The organism is Bradyrhizobium sp. SEMIA, assembly GCF_014844175.1.
Lineage (GTDB): Bacteria > Pseudomonadota > Alphaproteobacteria > Rhizobiales > Xanthobacteraceae > Bradyrhizobium > Bradyrhizobium arachidis.
Genome location: NZ_CP046601.1, coordinates 9371573 through 9395736 on the forward strand (window position 1 = coordinate 9371573; position 24164 = coordinate 9395736).

A 24164-nucleotide genomic window follows, 5' to 3' on the forward strand; every position below is an offset into this window, starting at 1 on the left:
GCAAGAAAGTCGCCACAACGGCGTCCTCCGCTGCGCTCCGGCCCGCGGGCGGGTGCGTCGCCGATCGTCTTCGGCCTGCAGATCGCCATCGAGGCCGCGGTGGTCGCGGGCTCGAAACACAACAGGAGAAATGACATGGCTAACATCGGTTCTTTCAAGAAGGTCGGCAACGATTTCCAGGGCGAAATCGTCACCCTGAGCCTGCAAGCCAAGGGCGTCCGCATCGTCGCCGAGACCAACCGCTCCAACGACAACGCTCCCAGCCACCGCATCTATGTAGGTCGCGCGGAGATCGGCGCAGCCTGGTCGAAGCGTTCCGAGGAAGGCCGCGACTACCTCTCGCTCAAGCTCGACGACCCCTCCTTCAACGCGCCGATCTACGCGAACCTGTTCGATGACGAAGGCGGTGAGGGCTACACCCTTCTGTGGTCGCGGCCGCGCAAGAACGGCGAGTAAGAGCGCCCCACCAAGCCCCGTCCGGTTCGCCGGGCGGGGCGCTTCGCGGCTGGCCTGAGCGGGCTTACGATTTGCTAAGCCGCGCAGCTTTTTTGAGCAGGTCCCCCGGTTCGACCCCTAATGCTTCAGCAATTTGCCCGAGCACTGTAACGCTTGCTGATACGTCGCCGCGCTCGATGGCGCCGACGTAACGGGCGCTTAAACCCGCGCGCTCGGCCAGCTCCTCCTGCGTCATTTGTAGATCGTGGCGTTTCCGACGCAGGTTCACAGCCATGATCTCTTTGAGATCCATGGCGATATGGGAACTGAGCCGGAACGATCGTTCTAGGAACGATCGTTCCTATTCGTGTTCAACATGCTATCGACTGTGGCGACGCTACGTGCGCGGCCACGCTCCGTCGCTGATACCGAACGAATATCCAGGATTCCAGCGGGGCAACGGAGGTCTGGATTGCGACCAAACCATGGCGTAGCTTATAGGCGTTCTAAAAGCGGGTATGATGCAGAAGCCATCCCTAGATCCAGACGTAGCTGACAGTGCGCCGAACGAGCCGACGTTGACGGCCTATGACGAACAGCATGTTGTCACGTGCGCGTTCTGCACGCCGAAGGTGAGGGTGCGGACTGGCGCGAAGTGGCTCGAGTGGTCTTGCATATGGACCCCGAGCGAGAGCCGGACCGTGCGTGGAGCGCATATCAGAGCCACCTTGCGCGTGCCAAATGGGTGACCGAGCAAGGGCGCCTGTTACGCGACACCGGCTCGAAATAGAACAAAACTACCGGCTGGTCTCTTGCAGGCAGAATTGTTTGCTTTTGCTAGTCGGTGGTCATTCCGGTGCACCACGTGGTGCCAAACTAGGGTCTTCCTACAACCGCCTCGTTCATACCTATTGCGCCGCAATCGTTGTTAGCAGCGTGCAATGGGGCGGAAGCAATGCCTGAATTCGACTGGCGGTCGCCGGATTCCTACAAGAGCCTACAAGACGCGGAAGTCACCGACATTGCCTGGGAATGTCTCCGTCGCAACGCCGACTATCGGCGTGAGTACGAGGTGATGATTGCCAACAGTCCTGATGGCGAAGTGACACCAGAATTCAGGAGGAAATGGGGCCTCTGCTTTCGCCCATGACCCGCAGAGATCGTTCGACGAGCAGACGAACTTTTGGGCGCCGGAGGTTCTGGCGGCGGTCGTTCCGGTCACGATTGCCTTGACGGCCGAACTCGTCTCGGAGTCTCAGCCACTGCTTGACCTCACAGCTGGCCAGGTGCGCCGCGCTGTCGACGGCTGGCATGCCGTGCTGCGTATCGGTTCAGCGGATCACCGCCTTTGGTCCAAAGACGCGCCAGCGCTCGGCGCGACATATGCGGCCGAATTGCCGTTTGACGGCGATTTCGACGCACGTGCGTATGCAGCCCGCCGGCTGTGGCGCGCGATGAATGGACGCGCGCCAGGTCCTGCATTTCATCAATTATCCAAACAGCGACGCGAGCGCTTGAGTGCTGCGATCCGTGCGCTCGACGCGCACAGCGCGGGCGCTAGCTATCGCGTTATTGCCGAAACGTTGTTCGGCAAGAAACGCGTCCCCGATCGCGCGTGGAAGACCCACGATCTGCGCAATCGAACGATCCGCCTGCTGCAAAGCGGGCTCGCCTTGATGCGCGGTGGTTACCGCAAACTTCTGCGGCCCGGGCGCAGGGGCGGGTAGCGCAGCCCCCGGGGTGCCGAAAATCGTCCTCTCGATGTTCGGCATCCCCCTCGGATACCGCGCTTCTCCATGATGACCGCACACACGCTGGCCTAGCCAAGCGTAGTGCGCTGTCCTCCTGGAGTTCTCAAATGCCCGATCCGATGGCCGGTCTTCCCCCGCGATTCCTGCGTACACCGGAGGCCGCGCGTTATCTTGGTCTGTCCGGTCGCACGCTGGAGAAGCACCGCACATACGGTACTGGACCGACATATCGGAAAATTGGCGGACGTGTCGTCTACGCCGTCGATGACCTGAAAGCGTGGGCCGACCGGGGCGCCAAGACGTCGACGTCCGACCCCGGCAAGGGGACTGTACTGCCCGCTAAGAAGCACCCGGCGTTGCGACCTTATGCAGGCCAGGAACGTCGCTGATTGCCGCGTGAGAGCAATGACCATGCGGCGCAAACAACATTCCGAGCGCGACCAGCTTGAACTCTTTCGGGCGCTACCCGGCGATCTTGCGCCTCGCGACGCGCAGGATCTGATGGCCTATCCGTTCTTCTCGCTCGCAAAAACCAAGCGGATCGTGCCGATTGATTTCCGTGCTGGCGCGATCGCAATTCGTGTCGAAGCCGTGCCGGAACACGGCATGGCGACCATTTGGGATGCCGACGTTCTGATCTGGGCTGCTTCCCAGATCGTCGAAGCGCGTGATGCAGGTCTGAAGACGTCGCGTCTGATGGCTGCAACGCCTTACGAGATTTTGACGTTTGTCGGCCGCGGCACCAGCGCGCGCGACTACGACCGGCTGAAGGCGGGTCTCGACAGACTACAGTCGACGACCGTGCTGACGTCGATCCGCCAAGCGACAGAACGACGACGGCATCGTTTCTCCTGGATCAACGAGTGGAAGGAGACAGCGGATGCAAATGGCCGTCCATTCGGGCTCGAGCTGATCCTGCCGGACTGGTTCTATGCGGGCGTCATCGATGACGCGCTCGTGCTGACGATCGATCGTGCCTATTTCGAGCTCACGGGCGGGCTTGAGCGGTGGCTCTACCGCCTCGTGCGCAAGCACGGCGGCCACCAGGAAGGCGGCTGGAGCTTTGACCTTGTGCATCTCCACGCCAAATCCGGCATCATCTCGCCGCTCAAGCACTTTGCGTACGACGTCCGTCAGATCGTTCAGCGCCAGACATTGCCCGGCTATCAGCTCGTGCTCACGCGAGACCGGAACGGCAGCGAGCGACTGAACTTCGCCCCTCAGCCTGTTGATCCCTTAACGGCACGCTTGCGCTGCCGCGGTCTCATTCCAAATTCGGAGGACAACCTGTGAATCAGCTCGTGCTATCGGGGACCGCAACCCTCGTGCTATCGGGGACCCGATCCTCGTGCTATCGGGGACCGGAATCGAGCTTAAGAGCTTGTTTCTCCGCGCCTTCCGGCCGCTCTAACTTTACTAACATACTGACACTAACTTCTTGTTGTGAATCAGTACGTTGTGAACAAGTCGGCCGCGCGTGCAACGAGGATGCCTCATGCATCCACTCTCTCACGCGCAAAGCTTCGCTGCAATACGATTGTTGTCGCCAATGCACGCGCGTCAACGCGATCACGCGCAAATCTGCGCGATCGCTGACGTCGACATCATCGCCTGGTGCGCGTCACGTCCTTTTGCAGCCACTCGCTCGTCGAGGAGAACTCGCTAACATCCGTGGTTGGCACGATGGCCACCACAAGCCGGAATTTGAGGAAAGGGCGGGCAGGCTAACCAGCGCCGTGCTTGATGGCTTCAAAATTCATCATGAAGCCGCCGGCAAGAAAAGTTGCGATCTCACCCAAATCCCCGTCTCCTCGGGAGACGCTGCTCCGCCGTGGCGGAAGGAAAAGGCGCGCGTGGAAGTGGCCGGGTCGCGGAGGCTCTTACATCGCCGCAGCGACCCGGCCGCGTTTGCCGCCGGCGCCAAACCGGAACGTGGTGCCATCGATCCAGATCTTGTGCAGCAGCACGGCGAGCGCACGCGCAACGGCCGTCGCCGCGCGCTTCAGACCCTTCTTCCTGGCCAGCCGCAGGCCCCACAGCCGCAGCTTAAAATTCTTCGGAATGCGCGTCAGGATCGCGATCGCAGCCTCGTACAGCATCGCCCGCGTCAGCTCGTCGCCGCATTTGGAGATGCCGCCGATGCGGTCGGTTTGTCCGGATTGGTAGCGCCGTGGCGTCAGGCCGAAATGCGCGCCGACATTGGTCGACTTCCTGAATCGCGCCGGGTCGTCGACGGTGGCGCGGAACGTCAGCGCCACCAGCGCGCCGACTCCGGGCACGGTCATCATCCGCTGCACCGCGCTGTCGCTTCGCGCCGCCACAAGGACAAGGCGGTGCAGTTTTGCCAGCTGCAGCCGCATCGCATTGCGGGCGTCCAGCAACGGCGTGACGATGGCTTCCAATTCCTTCTTCCCGGCCACGATCTCGTGCACCCGAGTTGCAAAACGGCCGACCGAGATCTCGCCGACCTTCAGGCCGAATGGCTTGAGCAGGCCGCGGATCATGTTCTCCATGTCGAGCACCTTGTCAAGCAGCGCCTTGCGCCCGATCAGCAGCGCCCGAAGCGTTTGCGCGCCTTCCGACTTGACATGGACCGCCCGGAACCAGCCGGTCCGCATCATCTGCGCAATGCCCTTGGCGTCGTTGCGGTCGGTCTTGTTCAGCATCGCGTTCAGCGCCGCCTTGGCATGCCGGGTCTCGATGCAGATCACGGGCAGGCCCTTTTCGGCGAGCGCCGTGAACAGCCAGGCCGAGTAGGAGAACGCTTCCAGCCCGACGCGCTTGAGGTGGATGCCCCATTCCGCCAGGAACAGCTCGATCGCGTCCGTATCGGTGTCGAGTTTGGCCTCCCGGACGATGTTGCCGTCGCCATCCACCATGCAAATGTTCGTCGCCTCCAGCGACACGTCGAGCCCTGCATAGAAGTCCATCGTTCGCCTCCACTGCCGATCGCCGGGACGCACCGCGCATCCCGTTCGCGAATCGTTGTGAGGCATTCTCGCCGCAGCGCGGCCGGCGAGGGGACACGAGTCAGTACCCCGGCTAACCAGAAATCCTTCGGATTTCTTCTAACGGAGCAGACCGGAAACCGCATCGCTCGCGACCGGCGCCCGCGGGCTGTCAATCCTCCTTTCCGGCATGAGCCGCACAGGTGCTTCACCGGCCCCGATGCTTACGGCTCCACATTCGCCGTTCCGGGAGCAGCAGCATGAATGACCTCACCGAAGTCGAAGTGCTGTGGCTCGAGAAGCGGATCGAAAACCGCATTCGGTTCGGCCGCATCGTCAAGGAACGGAAGATTGATCGCCATCGACGTGTCCTGTCATTTGCGGCAGGCAGCATCTTTGCCTTCGTTCGCTGGACCTCCAACGACTTTGGCACGGTCATTTCGCGGATCGATATCCTGCGCGCGGTCGCGCCGGGACAGCGCTGCTCGACTGTTCCTTATGTGAAGCCGGGCGGGGAGATCCTGCTCTGTCTGTCCGGCTGGCCGAAGGTGGAGCGCGTGCTGCAGATGATCGAGGGCGTCGAGGCACTCGGCATCGATCCCGCTGATGTCGCGCCTGATCATTGGCATCACGTCCATAACCGCCTGTCCGTCAACGAAAACCCGCGTCCCTACACGAAAGCGCGCCACCAGGCCTGGCTTCATCGGCAGAGGGTAACGCGATGACGGGCCGCTTGAAGACGCTGGCGGTGACACTTGGAGCCGCTACCGCGCTCGTCGTGACACTCGTCCTGGAGCCGCTGCCGCTGTACATCTGGAATGCATCGGCAAGCGTGCCGATCGGTCTCTATCGCCTGCGACCGGCTGAACGCTTCCACGTTACCGAGCTGGTCGCCGTGCAACCGCCGGAGCCGCTCGCGACCTTCCTCGACCTTAACGGCTATTTGCCCATTGGCGTCCCCATGCTGAAGCGCGTGCTCGCCCTTCCGGGGCAGCGCGTTTGCAGAACCGGCCTCACGATTTCGGTCGACGATATCGCGGTGGGCGAGGCGAGGGATCGCGACGGACGCGGGCGGCCGCTGCCGAAATGGCAGGGCTGCCGCGTCGCCGGCGACGGCGAGCTGTTTCTGATGAACTGGCAGTCGGACGACTCTCTTGATGGCCGGTACTTTGGATTTCTTCCGGCATCTAGCGTGATCGGCCGTGCGATGCCGGTGTGGACGTGGGAGGAGTGATCGTGCGCATTCGACGTATTCTCCTCGCCATTCCCTTGTTAGATCGACTGCGGGATCATTCCTCTGTCTCGGCCGATGTCTGCAAGGCTGGCGCGAGCCCGACCACGTGCTTGGGTCGGTTGGGTACGCGCGTTTGTGCTGTTGTGCCCCTGATGCTCTTTCTGACCGCGTTCGACAGTGCTGCTTTGACCCAGAGCGGATCAGCCGCCCAGCCGGCCATCAGTCAGGACGCTCACTTATTTAACGGCTTCATCAATGAAGCCTCACAACGCTTCGCGATTGCGCCTGACTGGATCCGTTCAGTCCAAAGCATCGAGAGTGCTGGTGACGTGCACGCCAGATCGCCAAAAGGCGCAATGGGCCTGATGCAAATCATGCCGGCGACTTGGAAGGAACTTCGCGAGCGCTACAATCTCGGGAACGACCCTTACGACCCGCACGACAACATTCTGGCCGGCACGGCTTACTTGCGCGAACTGCTCGATCGGTATGGCTCGCCTGGCGTTTTTGCCGCGTACAACGCGGGACCATCTCGCTATGAAGAGCATCTCGCAGGCGGCTCTCTGCCAGGCGAGACGCGAGCATACGTCGCAAAGCTTGCAAACCTGCTTGCCATCGAACTGCCGCCGAGGTGGGGGTCGAGCGGACAGCCATCAGCAACTTCGACGCTATTCGTCACGCGATCCGATCCCATGAAAATGCGCGATCGGTTGCCGTCGTTCATGCCGTCGAGCGGTGTCACGACCGCAATTTCGGCGCCCGATGTTTCGCCCATGGTCCCCCGGCCTGTTGGCGTCTTCGTCTCTCGATCAGATTCGGGAGTATCGCAATGACCAAGTGTGCGGGTTCGCAAGCTGATGGCGTATGGGCGATGCCTTCGGCCCGCGCTCTACTCGTCGCTTCGCTCCTCACCGAGCCACCCTTCGGGTGTCTCGGCCCTTCGGGTAACGATCGCTATCGCAAGCGCTCGGAAGCAGTGGGGGCTTCGCGAGTTGGCTGCCAAGTCGCGGCGGCGATTTCGGGAACTGGCGACCGGGAGACCACGACGGCAGGACGGCTCTTCAAATCGGGCTTCGAGATACCGGTGCACGGGGATAAGACGGTCGTGGCCGAATCCGGAGCCTGGTGCAACGACTTGGAAGGTCGTTGCCACAAGGGAGAGCTCCGATGAAACTCTATGTTGGATTGGACGTCGGCTTTGAAGAAACCAGCGTTTGCATCGTCGATAGCGAGGGTCTCACGGTCCGCGAAATTAAGGTCAGCACGGAGCCAGAGGCGATCCGCTCCGCTGTAGAGGGCTCCGCGGATCGCCTCGATAGGGTCGGGGTCGAGGCGTCATCGCTTGGCATCTGGCTGTATCGCGAATTGCAGCCAGTCGGGCTTCCAATCATTGTCGTGGAAGCGCGCCATATGCGCGTTTCGCTGTCGACAATGCGCAACAAAACCGACCGAAACGATGCGCGCGGCACCGCGCAGATGATGCGGCTGGGTTGGTACCGCGCTGTGCATGTCAAGAATATCGACATGCAGAAAATGCGTACGTTGTTGACCAACCGGAAGCTGCTCAAGCGCAAATTGATCGACCTCGAGAACCATGTTCGGGGTGCACTGCGGGCCTATGGATTGCTCGTCGGAGCGGTTGCCCGAGGTGCCTTTGAGGCCCGTGTCCGCGAGCTGATCGAGCACAGCGACCCGATTTTTGTGATGTCGATCCAGGTCATGCTGGACGTGCGCCGCGCACTCCTCGAGGGCTACGATCGGCTGCATCGCGTGCTCCTGCAGGTGGTCCAGCATGATCCTGTTTGCCGGCGTCTGATGACGGTTCCAGGCGTCGGTCCGGTCGTCGCTTTGTCATTCAAGGTTGGCGTTCATGACCCTCATCGCTTTGCCCGATCCCGCACCGTGGGCGCCCATTTTGGCCTGACGCCGAAGCGCCACCAATCCGGTACATCGATCGATTTTGAGGGTCGGATCAGCAAACAGGGCGATATCTCCGTGCGGGAGGCGCTGTGTGAGGCGGCTGCAAGTCTGCTGCTACGGGTCAGAAAATGGTCGGCCTTGCGGGCGTGGGGCCTGCGGATAGCCAAGCGGTCGAGCATGCTGTGTGCGATTGCCGCGGTCGCGCGAAAGCTCGCGGGTATTCTCCACCGGATGTGGGTCAGCGAGACCGACTTCCACGTCGGATTCGGCGCCAAGGTCACGCAACGGCTGCGCCTAAAGCCAGCGCAGTAGCAGCTACGTAGACGAGCATAGGAAGAGGCTGGGACCGCTCCCAGCATGCTGAGGAGGGAACGAATTTAGAGATCCGCGCGCGCGGTGAGCGTCCCCTGGCGGGGCCGCGAAACGGGGAATGTCCGCTATCTCTTGCCTGCTGCCGTCCTTCGGGAACGAGAGCGCCGGACTGCTTGGACAGCCCTGTTTACGAACCTGATGAAGAGCATGCGACGGCCGAAGTGCTGAACGCGAAGGAACGCATGGACCCCGCCTGGTGAATGCTGATCGCAAGCGTTGCGGTGACGCGTGTGCGTTGTCGATGCAGGGAGTCGGTAATGGCTGAAGTTCGAAGAGTCGAAGAAAAGCGTAGGAATGAGTTGACTTTGCCCGCCCGAGTAAGCGTCCGGCCGCTGCACATGCCTCAGGTCTTGACATGATCAGTCAGCGTCCAGCTCCACGGCAGCAATTCGTCGAGGCGATTGACGGGATGTCCCTCGATCATCCGCTGCAGGACGTCCCGCAGATAGGCGTAAGGCTCGACGTCGTTCAGCTTGCAGGTCGTGATGAGCGAGCTGACCACTGCCCAGCGATGTCCGCCACCGTCGCTGCCGGCGAACAGGTGGTTCTTGCGGCCGAGCGTGACGGGACGGATCGCGCGCTCGACCGGATTGGTGTCGAGCTCGACGCGGCCGTCGTTCAGGAATCGTGTCAAGCCATGCCACCGCGAGAGCGCATAGCGGATCGCCTTGGCAAGCGTGCTGCAGCCGGAGACCAGGCGGAGCTGTGTATCGAGCCAGACGTTCAGCCCGTCGACGATTGGCTTGGAGAACGTCCTGCGTTCGGCAAGACGGTAGTCAGGCGATTGGCCGCGGATGCGCGCCTCGATGGCATAGAGTTCGCCGATCCGGCGCAGGGCTTCTGTCGCCACAGGAGACGCCGTGGCTTCGGCCACATCGTAGAACTTGCGTCGCGAGTGGCTCCAGCAAGCTGCGAGCGTGATGCCCTCCTTGTCGGCCAGCTGCTCGAAGCCAGCATATCCGTCGACATGAAGGATGCCCTTGAAGGCAGCAGGATGTGCGACCGGTCGCTCGGCCTTGCAGTCGGGCGCGAACAGGTAGATGGCGGCCGGAGGTTCGGGTCCGCTCCAGGGCCGTTGCTCGCGGGCGTACACCCAGAGCCGTCCCGTCTTGGTTCGTCCGCGGCCAGGATCGAGTACCGGGATCGGCGTGTCATCGGCAAAGAGATGGTTGAAGGCGAACACGTTCTTGCACAGCCGTTCGTGCAAAGCCTCGAGCCACCAGCATGCGCCTCCAACCCAGTCCGCGAGCGTCGAGCGGCAGAGATTGACGCCATGACGGTCGAAGATCTGCGACTGCCGATAGAGCGGAAGGTGATCGCAGTATTTGCCGATCAATACGTGCGCGAGCAGCGCCGGCGTCGCCAGGCCACCGGCGATCGATCGTTCCGGCGCGCCGGCTTGCACCACGGTGTTGCAGGCTCGGCAGGCGTATTTAGGATGGGTCGTACGCACAACGCGAAGCTGGGCGGGCATCCAATCCAGCATCTCACTGACGCTCTCGCCGATCAGATGAAGAGCACCGCCACAGCAGCTGCAGACCCGGTCCTGGACGTCAAGCAGAACGTCTTCGCGTTGCAGATGATCGGGCAGCGCACGACGTCGCGGCGGAGGTTTGGCGTCCGGTGTGACCTTCGGTTGCGCTTCTTCGACGCGGCCAATGTCGCTGTCGAGATCCTCCAGACCGAGTGCAAGCTGGTCGGGATCGATGCGCTCGGAGCTGCGGCCGAACTGCATTCGCTGCAGCTGTTTTATGATGGACTTGAGACGCTCGATCTCGGTGTCGCGATGGTCGATCGCAGCAGCGATGTCGCGCACCAGGCGCTGCAGAAGCTCAGGATCGGAGGGGAGATTGGTGAGATCGAGCTGCATGTCCGATGGTACTCGAACACGCTGATTCGTAGAAGAATCGCAACTCAGTTCAGCACCAGTTTTTGCAGATCATCCTGCAATCGCAGGCTTCCATACGCGTTCTGGCGCGCGCCAGTCGATGCCTTCGATCAGCATCGCGAGCTGCGCCGGCGTCAGCGTGATCGAGCCATCATAGCCCGCCATCACCGGCCACACGAAGCCGCCCTGATCGATGCGTTTGGTGAACAGACAAAGCCCGTTTCCGTCCCAGAAAAGGACCTTCAAGATCGATGCCTTCTTGCCGCGGAAGGCAAACAGATGACCGGAGAACGGATCCTTCTTCAGCGTTTCCTGGACCAGCATTGCAAGGCCGTCCATGCCCTTGCGCATGTCGGTGTAGCCGAGTGCCAGGTGCACCTTCACGCCTGCAGGAGCGAACATCATGATGCTGTCTCTCCGCTCTCGATCTGCGCTCGCACGGCATCCGGATCGCTGCCGGCGGGAGCGAAGACACGCCGTCCGTCATCGAGATCGACGGCCATCATGCCCTCCGGTGGACGCACGAGATCGCGCAGGGCGCGTGCGGCGGGCATGTCGTCGGGCAGCACGACGCGGGCGAGCTTGGAGCGCTTCTTTTGCGCGATGCCGAACTGTGCGCGCCAGCGGAACAGCAGCCCCGTGACGATGCCATGCTTGCGTGCGACGGCAGAGACCTTGGCGCCTGGCAGCTCAGTTTCCCTGGCGATCGCGAGCTTCTCCTCGTCGCTGAAGAACCGCCTGGCCGGTGCCTTGGGAGCGGCCGGATCGCCGATTTCGGCGGCTGTCAAGCGGCGTTCGGGCTGTGAGTTCCTAGCACTAGTGCTAACGGCTAGACGGGCAGAGGGGTGAAGATGCGCGCGCCAGTCGATCGTGACCTCGCCAGCGGCCAGTCGGTCACGCCATTTGCGCAGCGAATGCGGCGACAACTGCATCGCCGCGGCGTAGGCGCGGAGCTCCATTCCGCTCCAGTTCAGCGCCTCGACATGCATGGCCCAGAACGCCTGCGAGGCCCGATTGCGCACATCCGAGGTGACCGTGAACCTGCGCTGCTTCTGCTTTCGCAGCGCCTTTTCCCGCTCGTCCCGGGCGCGGTCGCGGCGCAATTCCGTCTGATATTTCTCGAGCTTAAGCGCGGTCTCATTACCGGCCAGCCGCTTCAGCCAACGCCGCAGAGTGTTCTCGGTCAGACGTTGTTGCTGGCAGTATTTGCGGATCCCGATACCGCTTCGACGCCACGCTTCGATGTGCAGCGACCACCATTCGCGGCGCGCTTTGTTCTCGAAATGTTTGGATCCCACCGGAGATTCTCCACAGCAGCAGAGAACCCGAAATGGAACGACAACACACGAGGGGGAAGGTGTGCAGAGACCGGACGGTTACCCGCCCGATTAGGAAGGCCGCCCGCAATCGGTCTGCGCCGGGACTTGCGGCGGCCGAGCAAGTGGTCTGCGCGATGAATAACCCGCACACTACGCCGCCTCAGCAACGCGGGAGGCGTGTGATGGAATTCTTCTGTGGTTTGGATGTCGGCATGGACGAGACGGCAATCTGCGTGGTGGACGGCACCGGCAAGGTGGTGCTGGAAGTCGCGGTGGTGACCGATCCGGACGCGATCAAGACGGCGCTCGAGCCGTATCGTGGCCGCTTGCGGCGGCTCGGCCACGAGGCGGGGTCGCTGTCGCCCTGGCTGCACCCGGAACTGTTGAAGCTCGGCTTGCCGGCTGTCTGCCTGGAGACCTTCCACGTCCGCGCCGCGCTGAAGGCGCAGCGCAACAAGACCGACCGGACGGACGCGCTGGGCCTGGCGCATTTGATGCGCACCGGTTGGTTCCGCAAGGCGCATATCAAGAGCGAAGCCTGCTACCGGCTGCGGCTGCTCTTGACGCACCGGCGCAATCTGAAGCGCAAGTTTCTCGATCTGGAGAACGCGATTCGCCACTCGTTGAAGGTGTTTGGCATTCGCCTCAGTCATGTTGGCCGCGGCGGCTTTGCGCAAGCGGTGCGCGAGGCGGTGGCGGGTGATGCGCTGGTCAGCGAGCTGATCGATGCCATGCTGAACGCGCGCGCGGCGCTGTGGACGGAGTACTGCCGGCTGCACGATCTGGTGGTCAAGCTAGTCGCCGGACATGAGCTGTGCCGGCGCTTCATGCAGATCCCCGGCGTCGGCCCGGTGGCAGCACTGAGCTTCATGACGGCGATCGACGACCCCGCACGCTTCAAGCGGTCGCGTGACGTGGCGGCCTATTTTGGTTTGACGTCGCGGCGTTGGCAGTCCGGCACGTCGATCGACGTGCAGGGGCGGATCAGCAAGGCGGGCGATGGCGACGTGCGGCGGGCGCTTTATGAGGCGGCAAGTGCGTTGCTGACCCGCTTCAAGCGCAAGGACAAGGTCAAGACCTGGGGGCTTGCGATCGCCAAGCGCACGAGCCACCGCAAGGCGACCGTTGCGGTGGCACGCAAGCTTGCGGTGATCATGCACGCGATGTGGGTCGATGGCACGTTTTATTGTGGCGATCCGGGCGCATCGAGGACGGACGTGAGCGCACGTGCCGCCGCGAAGGACCGCAAGCTGCTCGGAGCCCATGCATGACCAGCCCGAGCTCAATTGCAGATCAATGACCCGATGACCGCAAGGCTTTGAACACGGAGCTCCGCCACAAGCGGAAGAGACCTGGTGCAGATCAACGACGACGGAACGCACGTTATCTTGCCTGCGACGGTGCATCTTCGGATGCCTGCCGATCGCGCCGGATTGCCTGTGATGTGGCTCCGTCAGACCGATGGAAAGATGCGCCGCGACGGCGTCCGCGCTGCCTTGCTGCAGCGAGTTTGTGCCGTCGATGAGCGCGGAAGAGTGCACGGCGCACCGGGACTCGTGGCTGTGGTGGCGCAGCGTGTTCAAGCATGGCGCAGAGGGCCTTGTCGCAAGCGAGAAAGGAAGCGAGAATGGGTGAGATCAGAGAGACGACACGACCGATTAAGAGGGCTCTTCAAATCGGGCTTCGAGATACCGGTGCACGGGGATAAGACGGTCGTGGCCGAATCCGGAGCCTGGTGCAACGACTTGGAACGTCGTTGCAACAAGGGAGAGCTCCGATGAAATTGTACGTTGGACTGGACGTCGGCCTGGAAGAAACCAGCGTTTGCATCGTCGATGGCGAGGGTCTCACGGTTCGCGAAGTCAAAGTCAGCACGGAGCCAGAGGCGATCCGCTCCGCTGTAGAGGGCTACGCGGATCGCCTCGATAGAGTGGGGGTCGAGGCGTCATCGCTAGGCATCTGGCTGCATCGCGAATTGCAGCCAGCTGGGCTTCCAGTCATTGTCGTGGAGGCGCGCCACATGCGCGTTTCTCTGTCAACGATGCGCAACAAGACCGACCGCAACGATGCGCGCGGCATCGCGCAGATGATGCGGCTGGGCTGGTACCGCGCCGTCCATGTCAAGAACATCGAGATGCAGAAGATGCGCTCGCTGCTGGCCAACAGGAAGCTCCTCAAGCGCAAGCTGATCGACCTTGAGAACCACATTCGTGGCACGCTGAGGGCGTACGGTCTGATGGTTGGAGCGGTCGGCCGCGGGGAATACGAAGCGCGGGTCCGCGAGCTCATCGAGCACAGCGATCCGGTATTTTCCATGATGATTGAGTCCATGTTGGACGTGCGGCGAGCGATCTTCGAGGGCTACGAACGATTGCATAAGGTGCTCCTGCAGGTGGTCCAGCATGATGCGATCTGTCGTCGACTAATGACCGTACCCGGCGTCGGTCCCGTTGCCGCCCTTTCGTTCAAGGTTGGTGTTGATGACCCTCTCCGTTTTGCGCGATCTCGAACGGTTGGCGCGCATTTTGGCCTGACGCCAAGGCGACACCAGTCTGGAACGTCCATCGACTTCGAAGGCCGAATTACCAAACAGGGCGACGTCGCAGTTCGCGAAGCGCTCTGCGAGGCGGCCGCAAGCCTTCTGTTGCGGGTCAGGAAATGGTCGGCCTTGCGGGCCTGGGGCCTGCGGATCGCCAAACGGTCGAGCATGCTGTGCGCGATCGTCGCGGTCGCACGCAAACTTGCGAGCATCCTGCACAGGATGTGGATCAATCAGACCGACTTCCACGTCGGGTTCGGTGCCAAGGTTACGCAACGACTTCGTTTGAGGCCTGCGCAGTAGTTGCAGCAGGGGCGCAAAAGATTGGTGCTGGTGTTGCAGCCAGCATGGAGAGAAGGAGTAACGACTAGAGATCCGCGCGCGCGGTGAGCGTCCCCTGGCGGGGCCGCGAAACGGGGAATGCGCCACGCCGCCTCGACGGCCATTCTGGAGCGCGTGTGATGAGCGAAGCGAAAAAATATCCGGCCCCGGTGACCAATCCTGAGACCGCCGCATTCTGGGATGCGGCCAAGCAGGGCAAGTTCATGATCAAGCGCTGCACCGCCTGCGGCGAAGCGCATTACTTCCCACGCTCGATCTGCCCGTTCTGCTACTCCGACAAGACGGTGTGGGAAGAGGCGTCGGGCGAGGGGACGATCTACACCTGGAGCCTGATGCGGAAGTCACCGACCGGTCCTTACGCCATCGGCTACGTCACGCTGAAGGAAGGACCGTCGGTGCAGACCAATTTCGTCGACTGCGATCTCGAGAAGCTGAGGATCGGCCAGAAGGTGAAGGTGGTGTTCAAGCCGACCGACGGCGCCCCGCTGCCGTTCTTCACGCCGGCCTGATGTGATGCAAGACGTAACCCTCTCCCCTTGCGGGAGAGGGTGGCAGCCGAAGGCTGCCGGGTGAGGGGTCTCTCTCCACACGAGAAGTGTCATTGCGGAGGCAACCCCTCACCCGAGTGAGTTTGTTGCAAGGGCGGTGCTGCCCTCTCCCGCAAGGGGAGAGGGCACATTCTCAACCGCCGTTGCTCGCTGAGAGGAATACCGGGAGGAAACCAGAAAAATGTCCGCCAGATACGAAGAACTCAAAGGCCTGAAAAACCTCGGCCAGAAATACGCCTACGGCGATCGCGAGGTCATGCTCTACGCCTATGGCATTGGCCTGGGTGCAGACCCCATGGACGAGAACGAGCTCGCCTTCGTCAACGAGGGCACGTTCACGCCGCGGCCGCTGAAGGTGGTGCCGACCTTTGCCTCCGTTGCGGCCTGGGGTTCGGGTCCCGGCGAGATGAACCTCAACCGGGTGATGGTGGTGGACGGTGAGCGCGACATCACCTTCCATCAGCCGCTGCCGGTGGCAGCCAACATCACCGCAGATTCCTCCGTGCTCGAGGTCTACGACAAGGGCAAGGACAAGGGCGTCATCATCAGCCACCAGACCGTGCTAAAGAACGAGAAGGGCGAGAAGCTGGCAACGCTGGTTGCCTCGCGCTTCGCGCGCGGCGACGGCGGCTTCGGTGGGCCAAACCTGACCCAGCCCGATCCGCACAAGATCCCGACGCGTTCGCCCGACAAGACCATCGATATCGTCACGCGTCCGGACCAGGCGCTGGTCTATCGCCTCTGCGGCGACCGCAATCCGCTGCACTCTGATCCCGAGTTCGCCAAGAAGGCCGGCTTCCCGCGCCCGATCCTGCACGGCATGTGCACCTACGGCATCACCTGCCGCGGCGTGCTCCAGACCTATGCCGACTACGACGCCAGCGCGTTCCGCCAGCACGTCGCGCGATTCTCTTCGCCCGTCTATCCCGGTGAGACCGTGACCATGGACCTCTGGAAGGACGGCAACGTGATCTCGTTCGAGGTCAAGGTGAAGTCGCGCGGCGTCACCGTGATCAAGAACGGCAAGACGGTGCTGGGTTAGGCAGGCGCCGATGTCTCGCGCCCTCGCCCCGTTCTTACGGGGAGAGGACGGGGTGAGGGGCCCTCGCCACGAGCCGAGACGATAGTGAGACCTGTACCCCTCACCCGATCGCTACGCGATCGACCTCTCCCCGCAAGCGGGGCGAGGTTAGAAAAATAAACAGGGAGAAGCCACCATGGGACTACTCGACGGCAAGGTCGCGCTGATCACCGGCGCGGGAGGCGGGCTCGGTGAGGCCTACGCCAAGCTGTTCGCGAGGGAAGGGGCCTCGGTCGTCGTCAACGATCTCGGCGGCCCCCGCGACGGCTCAGGCGCCGACAAGTCGATGGCGCAGCAGGTGGTGGATGCGATCAAGGCCGAGGGCGGCAAGGCGGTCGCCAACGGTGCGGACATCTCCACCATGGAAGGCGGCCAGTCGGTGTTCGACGACGCCATCAAGCACTTTGGCCGCGCCGACATCCTCGTCAACAACGCGGGTATCCTCCGCGACCAGACCTTTCACAAGGCCAGCGAGGCCGACTGGGACAAGGTCATCAAGGTGCATCTGAAGGGCACCTTTTGTTGCACCATGCCGGTGTTTCGCTGGATGCGGGAAAACGGTGGCGGCGTCATCGTCAACACCTCCTCGACGTCAGGGCTGATCGGCAATTTCGGCCAGACCAATTACGGCGCGGCCAAGGGCGGCATCTGGGGCCTCTCCAACGTGCTGGCGATCGAGGGCCGCAAGTACAACATCCGGATCTGGACGCTCGCCCCGGGCGCGCTGACCCGCATGACCGCAGACCTGCCCCGCTATAAGGAGAACCCCGGCGCGGCGCTGGGGCCGGACGGCATCGCGCCGGCCGTGCTATACATGGTCAGCGATTTGTCGGGCGACCAGACCGGCAAGGTGCTGGGCGTGTCCGGGCCCGCGGCGTGCGCGAAATGCGGATGATGGAGATGGAAGGCTGGAAACCGCCGCACTCGGGCTGGAACGCCCAGGACATCGTCGATCACGCCAAGGAGATCTTCTTCTCCGAGGAGCAGATCAAGATGGGCGCGCGGAGGTTTTAGGCTTTTTTGTCGTTCCGGGGCGTGCGAAGCACGAACCCGGAACCTCGAGATTCCGGGTTCGCGCTGCGCGCGCCCCGGAATGACGGAGAAAGAGAGAGACTGATGAAACTCACCGCCGACGCCAAGGGCACCTTCGCAATCGCGCCGACGCCGTTCCACGACGACGGCCGGATCGACGAGCGCTCGATCGACCGCCTGACCGATTTCTACGAGGAGGTCGGCTGCGACGGCGTCACGGTGCTCGGCATCCTCGGTGAGGCTCCCAAGCTCGATGCCACTGAAGCCGAGCGGGTGGCGGTGCGCTACGTCAAGCGCGCCAAGAAGATGCAGGTGATCGTCGGCGTCTCCGCACCGGGCTTTGCCACCATGCGCTCGCTGGCGAAAGCCTCGATGGACGCCGGCGCGGCCGGCGTGATGATCGCGCCGCCGCCCTCGCTTCGCACCGACGACCAGATCGTCGGCTATTTCAAGCAGGCGGCCGAGGCGATCGGCCCCGACATTCCCTGGGTGCTCCAGGACTATCCGCTGACGCTCTCGGTCGTGTTCACTCCCTCGGTGATCCGCAAGATCGTCATGGACAATGCGAACTGCGTGATGCTCAAGCACGAGGACTGGCCGGGCCTGGAGAAGATTTCGACCCTGCGCGGCTTCCAGAAGGACGGCTCGCTGCGTCCGCTCTCGATCCTCTGCGGCAATGGCGGCACATTCCTCGATTTCGAGATGGAGCGCGGCGCCGACGGCGCCATGACCGGTTACGCGTTCCCCGAACTCCTGATCGACGTCGTGAACCTCTCCAAGGCCGGCAAGCGCGATGCCGCGCATGACATCTTCGACGCGCATCTGCCGCTGATCCGCTATGAGCAGCAGCCCGGCGTCGGCCTCACCGTACGCAAATACGTGCTGCAGAAGCGCGGCATCATCGCCTCCAGCGCGCAGCGTAAGCCCGGCGCGACCACGACGGCGACGGCGAAGGCGGAGGTCGACTACCTCTTGTCGCGCGTCGCCCGTTTCGACAAGCGCGCCAATCTCGGCCCGCAATCCAGCGCTGCAGGTTAGTTGAATGCCCGAGACATCAGCATCACGCCCGGCCTCGACGATCCTCCTGCTGCGCGATGGCGTCAAGGAAATCGAAGTCTTCATGATGGTCCGCCATCATCAGATCGAGTTCAACTCGGGCGCGCTGGTGTTTCCCGGCGGCAGCGTCGATGCCGGCGATCAGGAGATCGTCGCCCGCGCCGACCTCTATTCAGGCAGCGAGGGCTTGAGCGAGGCCGACCGCGGTTTTCGTATCGCCGCGATCCGCGAGACTTTTGAGGAGAGCGGCATCCTGCTGGCGCGGTCGAAGGACACAGGCGCGCCGGTCGATGCCAAACGCGCAGGCGAGATCGCGGACGCGCACCGCATCGCGCTCAACGAGCACAAGATCAGCTTCCTCAGTATTCTCGCCGACAACGGCCTCCAGCTCGCGCTCGACACGCTCGTGCCCTATGCGCACTGGATCACGCCGGAGGGCATGCCGAAGCGGTTCGACACCTGGTTCTTCCTCGCAGCAGCGCCGCCCGACCAGCTCGGCGCGCATGACGGCCGTGAGTCCACCGACTCCATCTGGGTCTCGCCGCGCGAGGCGGTGGAGGGCGGCGAGAGCGGCCGTTTCAAGCTGCCGTTCCCGACCACGCGCAATCTGATCCGGCTCGCCAAGCAGCCAAACGTGAACGCTGCGATGGAGCACGCCCGCGGCATGTCCATCATCACGGTGATGCCTGTGATGACCAAGACCGAAACCGGGCGCCAGCTCCGCATCCCTCGCGAGGCAGGTTATGACGGCGAGGTGTTCGAGGTCGGCGCGGTCGGCTGATACACTTCGACACACAACGAAGTATTAGCGAGCGGGGACGCGCTAGGTTCCGTCTATTGCGAAATGGACGGGACGGACGATGGATATCAGGCAGGACACCAACATCGCCGTCGAGCTGGCGCTGCTGGTCGCGCTCGCAACGCTCTGGGGCGGCTCCTACACCTTCATCAAGCTCGGCGTCGCCACCATCCCGCCGATCACGCTGATCGCGGCGCGCACGGCGATCGCGGGGCTGCTGCTGCTCCTCGTGATGTGGGTGAGGGGCATTAGGATGCCGACGGATGCCGCGACCTGGCAGCGCTTCGCGTTCCAGGCCGTGCTCAACAGCGTCATTCCCTGGACGCTGATCGCCTGGGGCGAGCGCCACGTCGATGCCGCGCTTGCCACCATCCTCAACTCGGCCGGACCGATCTTCACCTTCCTGCTCACCGCAATCGTCACCCGCCACGAGGCGACGACGCCGCGAAAGCTGATCGGCGTGGTCGCAGGCATGGCCGGCATCCTGCTGATCGTCGGCGTCGATGCGGTCCATGACATCGGCGGCGGCATCGTTGCGGAGGCCGCGATCGTCGCCGCCACCATCTGCTATGCCTGCGCCGCGATCTTCGGCCGCAGCTTCAAGGGCCTCGATCCCATGGCGCCGGCGGCCGGCTCGCTGCTGACGGGGGCGGCGGTGCTGATCCCGGCCTCGCTGGGCGTCGAGCAGCCCTGGATGGTAACGCCCTCGCTGAGCTCGGTGCTGGCCCTGCTTGCGCTCGCCGTATTCTCGACCGCGGCGGCGTTTGCGATCTACTTCCGCCTGATCCAGACCCTGAGCTCGGTCGGAACCACCGCGCAGGCGTACTTGCGTGTTCCCATCGGGGTCGCCATCAGCGTCGCCTTCCTTGGCGAGACCCTGAGCCGGACAGCCTGGATCGGGCTCGCCTGCGTCGTCCTCGGCGTCGCCGCCATGACGATCCCGGCTGGCCGGCGGGCCAGCGCCAGGGCGTCATAAAGTCGAGACGGAGGAGGGCGGTAGGCCGGAATATTAAGGATATTGGACGTCCCGAGGCATGTTCCCCCGGGCCTGCAATACGTCGTATATTGGGCTACCAGTAGCCCGGTCCTCAAAACACCAATGTCCGCCGAATTGACGCCGACCCCTGAGAAAAAGCGAACATTCTCGCTCTCCATCGGCCAGCTCACCTTCGGCAGCTTCCTCCTGGTGCTGGCGGTGATCCTCGTCACCTCGACCGCGAGCGTGATCGCGATCCGGCACATCGACACGACCTTCGCCGAGCTCCAGCGGCTCCAGAGCGTCGGCGACCTCGCCGAGGACATCGACCGCCGCATGAACGAGCTGCGGCTCGCCGCGCGCGACTTCGTCACTGATCCCGGCGCCGGCATCCAGTTCAAGCAGGTGGGCGAGGCGGCCTCGACCCTCAGCGACATCCTGAAGAAGACCCGCATCGAGCTCGCGCCCGAGCAGCAGGACATGATCGACGGGGTTACCGAGCGGCTGGCGACCTATCGCAGCGGCCTGGAGCGGATCTCGACCCTGATCGACCGACGCGCCCAGCTGCTCGCCGGCCTGCCACCGCTGCGCGACCGGTTCGACGCGGCCGTGTCAGGCACCGCGGACCGCGAGCTGGCCCCGCCTGTCCGAGGCGCAGAGCCGGATCGCGCTCGGCCTGCTGGCGCGCAATCCCTCCGCGGCCGAGCAGGCGGCGCAGGGCATGCGGACGATGGACATCGCCGATAGCGGGTTGAAGACGGCCGTCAACGACTATGCCGAGGCCATCATCGCGGTCGCCGTCCGGGAGCGGCAGATCGCAGACATCGACCGCGAGGTGCTGGGCACCGAAGGCCGGCTGATCGGCCGCGTCACCGAACTGCTGCGCGATGTCAGCGACCGCCGCGGCCACGTGCTGTCACGCGACTTCGCCCGCACGCTTGCGGAGGCGCGGTGGCAGAGCATCGTGCTCGGCAGCGTCGGCGTGCTGATCGGCATGGTCGCGGCCGCCTTCGTGGTACGGCGGACCGTCCGGCCGCTGGCAAAGATCGCGCGATCCATTCGCGCGCTCGCGGCCGGCGAGAAGAACACCTCGATTCCCTCGGCCGACCTCGACAACGAGATCGGCGACATCGCGCGCGCAGCCGAAGTGTTCCGCCGCGCGCTGGAGGAGGCCGACACCGCGCGCGAGGCGGCGGTGCGCGCGCTCACCGAGCAGCGCCTTGCGGAAGAGAGCTATCGGAAGCTGTTCGAGGGCTCGGTCGACGGCATCTACGTGACGACGCCGGCCGGCGACCTCCTCAACGCCAATCCGGCGCTGGCGCGGATGATGGGCTATGACAGCCCGCAGCACCTGATCGACAGTATCAACGACATCGCCCACACCATCTACGTCCTTCCCGAGGCGCGCGACGAGTATCAGCGGCTGATGGCGCGCGACGGCATGGTGCGCGAGTTCGAGTACCAGGTGCGCCAGCGCAGCGGCAACATCCTGTGGCTCTCCGATAGCGCCACCGGCGTGCGGGACGAGCAGGGCAACATCGTCCGCTACGAGGGCACGCTGCGCGACATCACCGACCAGAAGCGGGCGGAAGACGCCATCGCCGAAGGCCGGCGTCTGCTCCAGCAGGTTATCGATACCGTGCCGGCGGTCATCAATGTCAAGGACCGCGACCTGCGCTACGTGCTGATGAACCGCTACATGGCCGGCATCTTCGGCATCGAGCCCGGTGACGCGCTTGGCCGCACCACCGCGGACCTGATGTCGCGCTACGGCGCGGCCAAGACCGACGAGAACGACAAGCGCGTGCTCAGGCTGCGCAAGGGGCTCGGCTTCTACGAGGAGGAGTACAAGGACGCCGCCGGCAACATGCGGCAATGGCTGGTCAACAAGCTGCCGCTGCTCGACGCCGACGGCGAGATCGAGCGGATCGTCACCGTCGCGCTCGACATCGGCGAGCGCAAGCGCGGCGAGCAGGAGATGCGCAAAGCCAAGGAATCCGCCGAGACCGCGCTGCGCAATCTGCGCGAGACCCAGGCCTCGCTGATCGAGGCGGAGAAGCTCGCGGCGCTCGGACGCCTCGTCGCCGGCGTCGCGCATGAGGTCAACAATCCCGTCGGCATCAGCCTCACGGTCGCCTCCGCGCTGGAACGCAAGACCGCGACGTTTACCTCCGAGGTCGAGCGCGGCGAGCTTCGCCGCTCCACGCTCAACGACTTCCTCAACACCAGCCGCGATGCCTCCTCGCAGCTCGTCTCTAACCTCAACCGCGCCGCCGAGCTGATCCAGTCGTTCAAGCAGGTCGCGGCCGACCGCAACTATTCGGACCAGCGCAATTTCGATCTCGGCGACCTCACCGAGCAGGTGGTGATGAGTTTGCGGCCGGGCCTGCGCAAGCACAATCTGACGCTCAACGTCGAGTGCCAGCCGGATCTCACCATGAACAGCTATCCCGGTCCCTACGGCCAGGTGCTGACCAACCTGTTTCTCAATTCGGTGGCACACGCCTTCCCGGACGGCCGTCCCGGGACCATCGACATCCAGGTGCGCGAGTCCGGCAAGGACAATGTCGAGATCATCTTCTCGGACAATGGCTGCGGCATGTCGCTCGACGTTCGCCGCCGCGCGTTCGATCCGTTTTTCACGACCCGGCGCGACCAGGGCGGCACCGGCCTCGGCCTGCACATCGTCTACAGCATCGTCACCAATCGCCTCGGCGGGCGGCTCGATCTCGATTCCGAGCCCGGCGGCGGCACGCGTATCCAGATGATCCTGCCGCGCACCGCGCCGCTTGAGCAGGCCGCGGAATAGCTAATCGGCGTCAGCGAGCCGGTGCAGGGTGGCGCCGAAGATCTGGCTGGCCTTGCCGACGAGAGCCGTGCCGGTCATCTCCGCGCGAGTGTCTGTGAAGGTGCCGCTGACGCCGATGCCGACTGGGGCAGGGCCTCCGAACAACGGATTGTCATCGCCCCGCGGCGAGGTGTGGCGCTGCACCAGCACCTCGCCCTTGAAGGTGTTGTCCTTCACGGTGTAGCTGCCGGTGTAAAACAGGTAGGCGTCGCCGCCAAGAATCCTGCCGTCGCGAAACAGAATCACGCCGCTGCCCTTGCCGACTCGACCATCGAGCAGACTCACGTGAATCGAATAGAGGCCGTTCTTCATAACGTCCCGTAGGCCGGCCGCCATCGCCCAATGGCGCAACCGGTAAAGCTTTTATGCCAAAGCGCAATCCCGCGCGCAACGCGGCAGTTTGCCGGCCGCCAAGCTGTCCCCGCAACGCGCACCGTAATTGTCCCGACTTGTCTGTGACACCGATATGACGGTCTCATCATGAGGCGAGGCCAGTCGTTGCGAATCAAGTTGGCCCGCGAAATGCATAACCATTGTTGCACTGGCCGCGGGGTGCTGGAGCAAGACAAACGTGAGCAACTGGATCGATTCCGGCGGCGATGAGCCGCGTCTATACAGTGCGCGTCCCACGATTTGCAAAAACGAACGATGGCGGATTGGCAGCGCGGCACGCTGGCGAGGTGTGACGAAGCTGGCCTGCGCAATCGCGCTGATCGCGCTCGCTGCCCCGTTCGGGCACGCGCGCGACCGCGGCCAGTTCGTCAACACCAACGCCGATCTGAAGGCCTGGTTCGACGGCCTGCGCAGCGGCAAGGGGCCGTGCTGCTCCGATGCCGACGGCTCGGCGCTCTCGGATACCGACTGGGAGAGCAAGGACGGGCACTATCGCGTCCGCATCCCGCGTTCGGGCTCCATGCTCGATCGCCAGCAGCAGCAGGAGATGGTCTGGGTCGACGTGCCCGAGGAGGCCGTGATCTCGGAGCCGAACCGGGTGGGGCGCACCATGGTGTGGCCGATCTACGGCTACATGGGCGTGACCATCCGCTGCTTCATGCCCGGTAGCATGACGTAGCGCC

At 63.5% G+C, this 24164-nt stretch carries 23 protein-coding genes and 3 pseudogenes; 20 read left to right on the plus strand and 6 right to left on the minus strand.

Annotated elements, in window-relative coordinates; all coding sequences use genetic code 11:
* The first annotated feature begins 135 nt into the window (after positions 1–135).
* Positions 136–456: a DUF736 domain-containing protein gene (locus tag FOM02_RS44925; protein ID WP_018454792.1), complete on the plus strand. Its 321-nt coding sequence runs from the start codon at positions 136–138 to the stop codon at positions 454–456.
* Between the two features lie 64 nt (positions 457–520).
* On the opposite strand, the gene FOM02_RS44930 is transcribed toward FOM02_RS44925, so the two are convergent.
* Positions 521–748, minus strand: a complete 228-nt coding sequence (locus tag FOM02_RS44930; RefSeq protein ID WP_050385492.1) for a helix-turn-helix domain-containing protein — start codon at positions 746–748, stop codon at positions 521–523.
* 208 nt (positions 749–956) lie between these two features.
* Here FOM02_RS44930 and FOM02_RS44935 point away from each other — a divergent pair.
* The 5 genes and pseudogenes from FOM02_RS44935 (at position 957) to FOM02_RS44955 (ending at position 3479) form a co-directional block, all read left to right on the plus strand.
* Positions 957–1225: pseudogene (locus FOM02_RS44935) on the plus strand (DUF2285 domain-containing protein).
* A gap of 165 nt (positions 1226–1390) precedes the next feature.
* On the plus strand, positions 1391–1585 hold the full coding sequence (locus tag FOM02_RS44940; RefSeq protein WP_265441226.1) for a transcriptional regulator domain-containing protein: 195 nt from the start codon (positions 1391–1393) through the stop codon (positions 1583–1585).
* Positions 1586–1664: 79 nt separating this feature from the next.
* Positions 1665–2162, plus strand: a complete 498-nt coding sequence (locus FOM02_RS44945) for a DUF2285 domain-containing protein (RefSeq protein WP_265441227.1) — start codon at positions 1665–1667, stop codon at positions 2160–2162.
* Between the two features lie 131 nt (positions 2163–2293).
* Positions 2294–2575 carry a helix-turn-helix transcriptional regulator gene (locus FOM02_RS44950; RefSeq protein ID WP_008561544.1) on the plus strand — a complete coding sequence of 94 codons (282 nt, stop codon included), beginning with the start codon at positions 2294–2296 and terminating at the stop codon, positions 2573–2575.
* A 22-nt stretch (positions 2576–2597) separates the two neighbouring features.
* Positions 2598–3479, plus strand: coding sequence for a replication initiator protein A (locus FOM02_RS44955; protein ID WP_265441228.1), 882 nt, complete (start codon positions 2598–2600; stop codon positions 3477–3479).
* A 587-nt stretch (positions 3480–4066) separates the two neighbouring features.
* Here the strand turns inward: FOM02_RS44955 and FOM02_RS44960 are convergent.
* Positions 4067–5116 carry an IS110 family transposase gene (locus FOM02_RS44960; protein WP_265441229.1) on the minus strand — a complete coding sequence of 350 codons (1050 nt, stop codon included), beginning with the start codon at positions 5114–5116 and terminating at the stop codon, positions 4067–4069.
* 278 nt (positions 5117–5394) lie between these two features.
* Between FOM02_RS44960 and FOM02_RS44965 the strand changes: the two genes are divergently transcribed.
* The 4 genes from FOM02_RS44965 (at position 5395) to FOM02_RS44980 (ending at position 8600) form a co-directional block, all read left to right on the plus strand.
* Positions 5395–5859 (plus strand): DUF2840 domain-containing protein, encoded by a 465-nt coding sequence (locus FOM02_RS44965; protein WP_265441230.1) that lies wholly within the window; start codon positions 5395–5397, stop codon positions 5857–5859.
* On the plus strand, positions 5856–6368 hold the full coding sequence (locus FOM02_RS44970; protein ID WP_265441231.1) for a S26 family signal peptidase: 513 nt from the start codon (positions 5856–5858) through the stop codon (positions 6366–6368). The genes FOM02_RS44965 and FOM02_RS44970 overlap by 4 nt, the downstream gene beginning before the upstream one ends.
* 152 nt (positions 6369–6520) lie before the next feature.
* A complete protein-coding gene (locus FOM02_RS44975; RefSeq protein ID WP_265441232.1) occupies positions 6521–7201 on the plus strand; it encodes a lytic transglycosylase domain-containing protein in 681 nt (226 codons plus the stop codon).
* Between the two features lie 334 nt (positions 7202–7535).
* Positions 7536–8600, plus strand: a complete 1065-nt coding sequence (locus FOM02_RS44980) for an IS110 family transposase (RefSeq protein WP_265441233.1) — start codon at positions 7536–7538, stop codon at positions 8598–8600.
* 403 nt (positions 8601–9003) lie between these two features.
* On the opposite strand, the gene tnpC is transcribed toward FOM02_RS44980, so the two are convergent.
* From tnpC to tnpA, 3 genes are all read right to left on the minus strand, one after another.
* Positions 9004–10530 (minus strand): IS66 family transposase, encoded by a 1527-nt coding sequence (gene tnpC, locus FOM02_RS44985; RefSeq protein WP_265441234.1) that lies wholly within the window; start codon positions 10528–10530, stop codon positions 9004–9006.
* A 69-nt stretch (positions 10531–10599) separates the two neighbouring features.
* Positions 10600–10953, minus strand: coding sequence for an IS66 family insertion sequence element accessory protein TnpB (tnpB, locus tag FOM02_RS44990; RefSeq protein ID WP_265441235.1), 354 nt, complete (start codon positions 10951–10953; stop codon positions 10600–10602).
* The gene (tnpA, locus tag FOM02_RS44995; protein WP_265441236.1) at positions 10950–11846 is read right to left on the minus strand and encodes an IS66-like element accessory protein TnpA; all 897 of its coding nucleotides are present in this window, start codon (positions 11844–11846) and stop codon (positions 10950–10952) included. The genes tnpB and tnpA overlap by 4 nt, the downstream gene beginning before the upstream one ends.
* A 203-nt stretch (positions 11847–12049) precedes the next feature.
* Here tnpA and FOM02_RS45000 point away from each other — a divergent pair, with 203 nt between their 5' ends.
* From FOM02_RS45000 to FOM02_RS45040, 9 genes and pseudogenes are all read left to right on the plus strand, one after another.
* The gene (locus FOM02_RS45000) at positions 12050–13138 is read left to right on the plus strand and encodes an IS110 family transposase (RefSeq protein WP_265442273.1); all 1089 of its coding nucleotides are present in this window, start codon (positions 12050–12052) and stop codon (positions 13136–13138) included.
* Positions 13139–13644: 506 nt separating this feature from the next.
* Entirely contained in the window at positions 13645–14709 is a 1065-nt protein-coding gene (locus FOM02_RS45005; RefSeq protein WP_265441237.1) for an IS110 family transposase, read from the plus strand.
* A 158-nt stretch (positions 14710–14867) separates the two neighbouring features.
* A complete protein-coding gene (locus FOM02_RS45010; protein WP_027559852.1) occupies positions 14868–15257 on the plus strand; it encodes a Zn-ribbon domain-containing OB-fold protein in 390 nt (129 codons plus the stop codon).
* Positions 15258–15477: 220 nt separating this feature from the next.
* Positions 15478–16338, plus strand: coding sequence for a MaoC family dehydratase (locus FOM02_RS45015; RefSeq protein WP_027559851.1), 861 nt, complete (start codon positions 15478–15480; stop codon positions 16336–16338).
* Between the two features lie 175 nt (positions 16339–16513).
* A pseudogene (locus FOM02_RS45020) lies at positions 16514–17391 on the plus strand (SDR family oxidoreductase).
* Between the two features lie 102 nt (positions 17392–17493).
* On the plus strand, positions 17494–18447 hold the full coding sequence (locus FOM02_RS45025) for a dihydrodipicolinate synthase family protein (protein ID WP_265441238.1): 954 nt from the start codon (positions 17494–17496) through the stop codon (positions 18445–18447).
* Between the two features lie 4 nt (positions 18448–18451).
* Positions 18452–19246, plus strand: coding sequence for an NUDIX hydrolase (locus FOM02_RS45030; protein WP_027559848.1), 795 nt, complete (start codon positions 18452–18454; stop codon positions 19244–19246).
* Positions 19247–19325: 79 nt separating this feature from the next.
* On the plus strand, positions 19326–20240 hold the full coding sequence (locus FOM02_RS45035; RefSeq protein WP_265441239.1) for a DMT family transporter: 915 nt from the start codon (positions 19326–19328) through the stop codon (positions 20238–20240).
* A gap of 123 nt (positions 20241–20363) precedes the next feature.
* A pseudogene (locus FOM02_RS45040) lies at positions 20364–23049 on the plus strand (PAS domain S-box protein).
* Here FOM02_RS45040 and FOM02_RS45045 read toward each other — a convergent pair.
* Positions 23050–23400: a GrlR family regulatory protein gene (locus FOM02_RS45045; protein ID WP_027559845.1), complete on the minus strand. Its 351-nt coding sequence runs from the start codon at positions 23398–23400 to the stop codon at positions 23050–23052.
* Positions 23401–23659: 259 nt separating this feature from the next.
* Here FOM02_RS45045 and FOM02_RS45050 point away from each other — a divergent pair, with 259 nt between their 5' ends.
* The gene (locus FOM02_RS45050) at positions 23660–24160 is read left to right on the plus strand and encodes a hypothetical protein (RefSeq protein ID WP_027559844.1); all 501 of its coding nucleotides are present in this window, start codon (positions 23660–23662) and stop codon (positions 24158–24160) included.
* The last annotated feature ends 4 nt before the right edge of the window (positions 24161–24164 follow it).

Excerpts from the sequence above, each read along its gene's own strand:
- FOM02_RS44925 (WP_018454792.1), top strand. The coding sequence starts at position 136 with ATGGCTAACATCGGTTCTTTCAAGAAGGTCGGCAACGATTTCCAGGGC.
- FOM02_RS44930 (WP_050385492.1), bottom strand. The coding sequence starts at position 748 with ATGGATCTCAAAGAGATCATGGCTGTGAACCTGCGTCGGAAACGCCAC.
- FOM02_RS44940 (WP_265441226.1), top strand. The coding sequence starts at position 1,391 with ATGCCTGAATTCGACTGGCGGTCGCCGGATTCCTACAAGAGCCTACAA.
- FOM02_RS44950 (WP_008561544.1), top strand. The coding sequence starts at position 2,294 with ATGCCCGATCCGATGGCCGGTCTTCCCCCGCGATTCCTGCGTACACCG.
- FOM02_RS44955 (WP_265441228.1), top strand. The coding sequence starts at position 2,598 with ATGCGGCGCAAACAACATTCCGAGCGCGACCAGCTTGAACTCTTTCGG.
- FOM02_RS44960 (WP_265441229.1), bottom strand. The coding sequence starts at position 5,116 with ATGGACTTCTATGCAGGGCTCGACGTGTCGCTGGAGGCGACGAACATT.
- FOM02_RS44965 (WP_265441230.1), top strand. The coding sequence starts at position 5,395 with ATGAATGACCTCACCGAAGTCGAAGTGCTGTGGCTCGAGAAGCGGATC.
- FOM02_RS44970 (WP_265441231.1), top strand. The coding sequence starts at position 5,856 with ATGACGGGCCGCTTGAAGACGCTGGCGGTGACACTTGGAGCCGCTACC.
- FOM02_RS44975 (WP_265441232.1), top strand. The coding sequence starts at position 6,521 with ATGCTCTTTCTGACCGCGTTCGACAGTGCTGCTTTGACCCAGAGCGGA.
- FOM02_RS44980 (WP_265441233.1), top strand. The coding sequence starts at position 7,536 with ATGAAACTCTATGTTGGATTGGACGTCGGCTTTGAAGAAACCAGCGTT.
- tnpC (WP_265441234.1), bottom strand. The coding sequence starts at position 10,530 with ATGCAGCTCGATCTCACCAATCTCCCCTCCGATCCTGAGCTTCTGCAG.
- tnpB (WP_265441235.1), bottom strand. The coding sequence starts at position 10,953 with ATGATGTTCGCTCCTGCAGGCGTGAAGGTGCACCTGGCACTCGGCTAC.
- FOM02_RS45000 (WP_265442273.1), top strand. The coding sequence starts at position 12,050 with ATGGAATTCTTCTGTGGTTTGGATGTCGGCATGGACGAGACGGCAATC.
- FOM02_RS45005 (WP_265441237.1), top strand. The coding sequence starts at position 13,645 with ATGAAATTGTACGTTGGACTGGACGTCGGCCTGGAAGAAACCAGCGTT.
- FOM02_RS45010 (WP_027559852.1), top strand. The coding sequence starts at position 14,868 with ATGAGCGAAGCGAAAAAATATCCGGCCCCGGTGACCAATCCTGAGACC.
- FOM02_RS45015 (WP_027559851.1), top strand. The coding sequence starts at position 15,478 with ATGTCCGCCAGATACGAAGAACTCAAAGGCCTGAAAAACCTCGGCCAG.
- FOM02_RS45025 (WP_265441238.1), top strand. The coding sequence starts at position 17,494 with ATGAAACTCACCGCCGACGCCAAGGGCACCTTCGCAATCGCGCCGACG.
- FOM02_RS45030 (WP_027559848.1), top strand. The coding sequence starts at position 18,452 with ATGCCCGAGACATCAGCATCACGCCCGGCCTCGACGATCCTCCTGCTG.
- FOM02_RS45035 (WP_265441239.1), top strand. The coding sequence starts at position 19,326 with ATGGATATCAGGCAGGACACCAACATCGCCGTCGAGCTGGCGCTGCTG.
- FOM02_RS45045 (WP_027559845.1), bottom strand. The coding sequence starts at position 23,400 with ATGAAGAACGGCCTCTATTCGATTCACGTGAGTCTGCTCGATGGTCGA.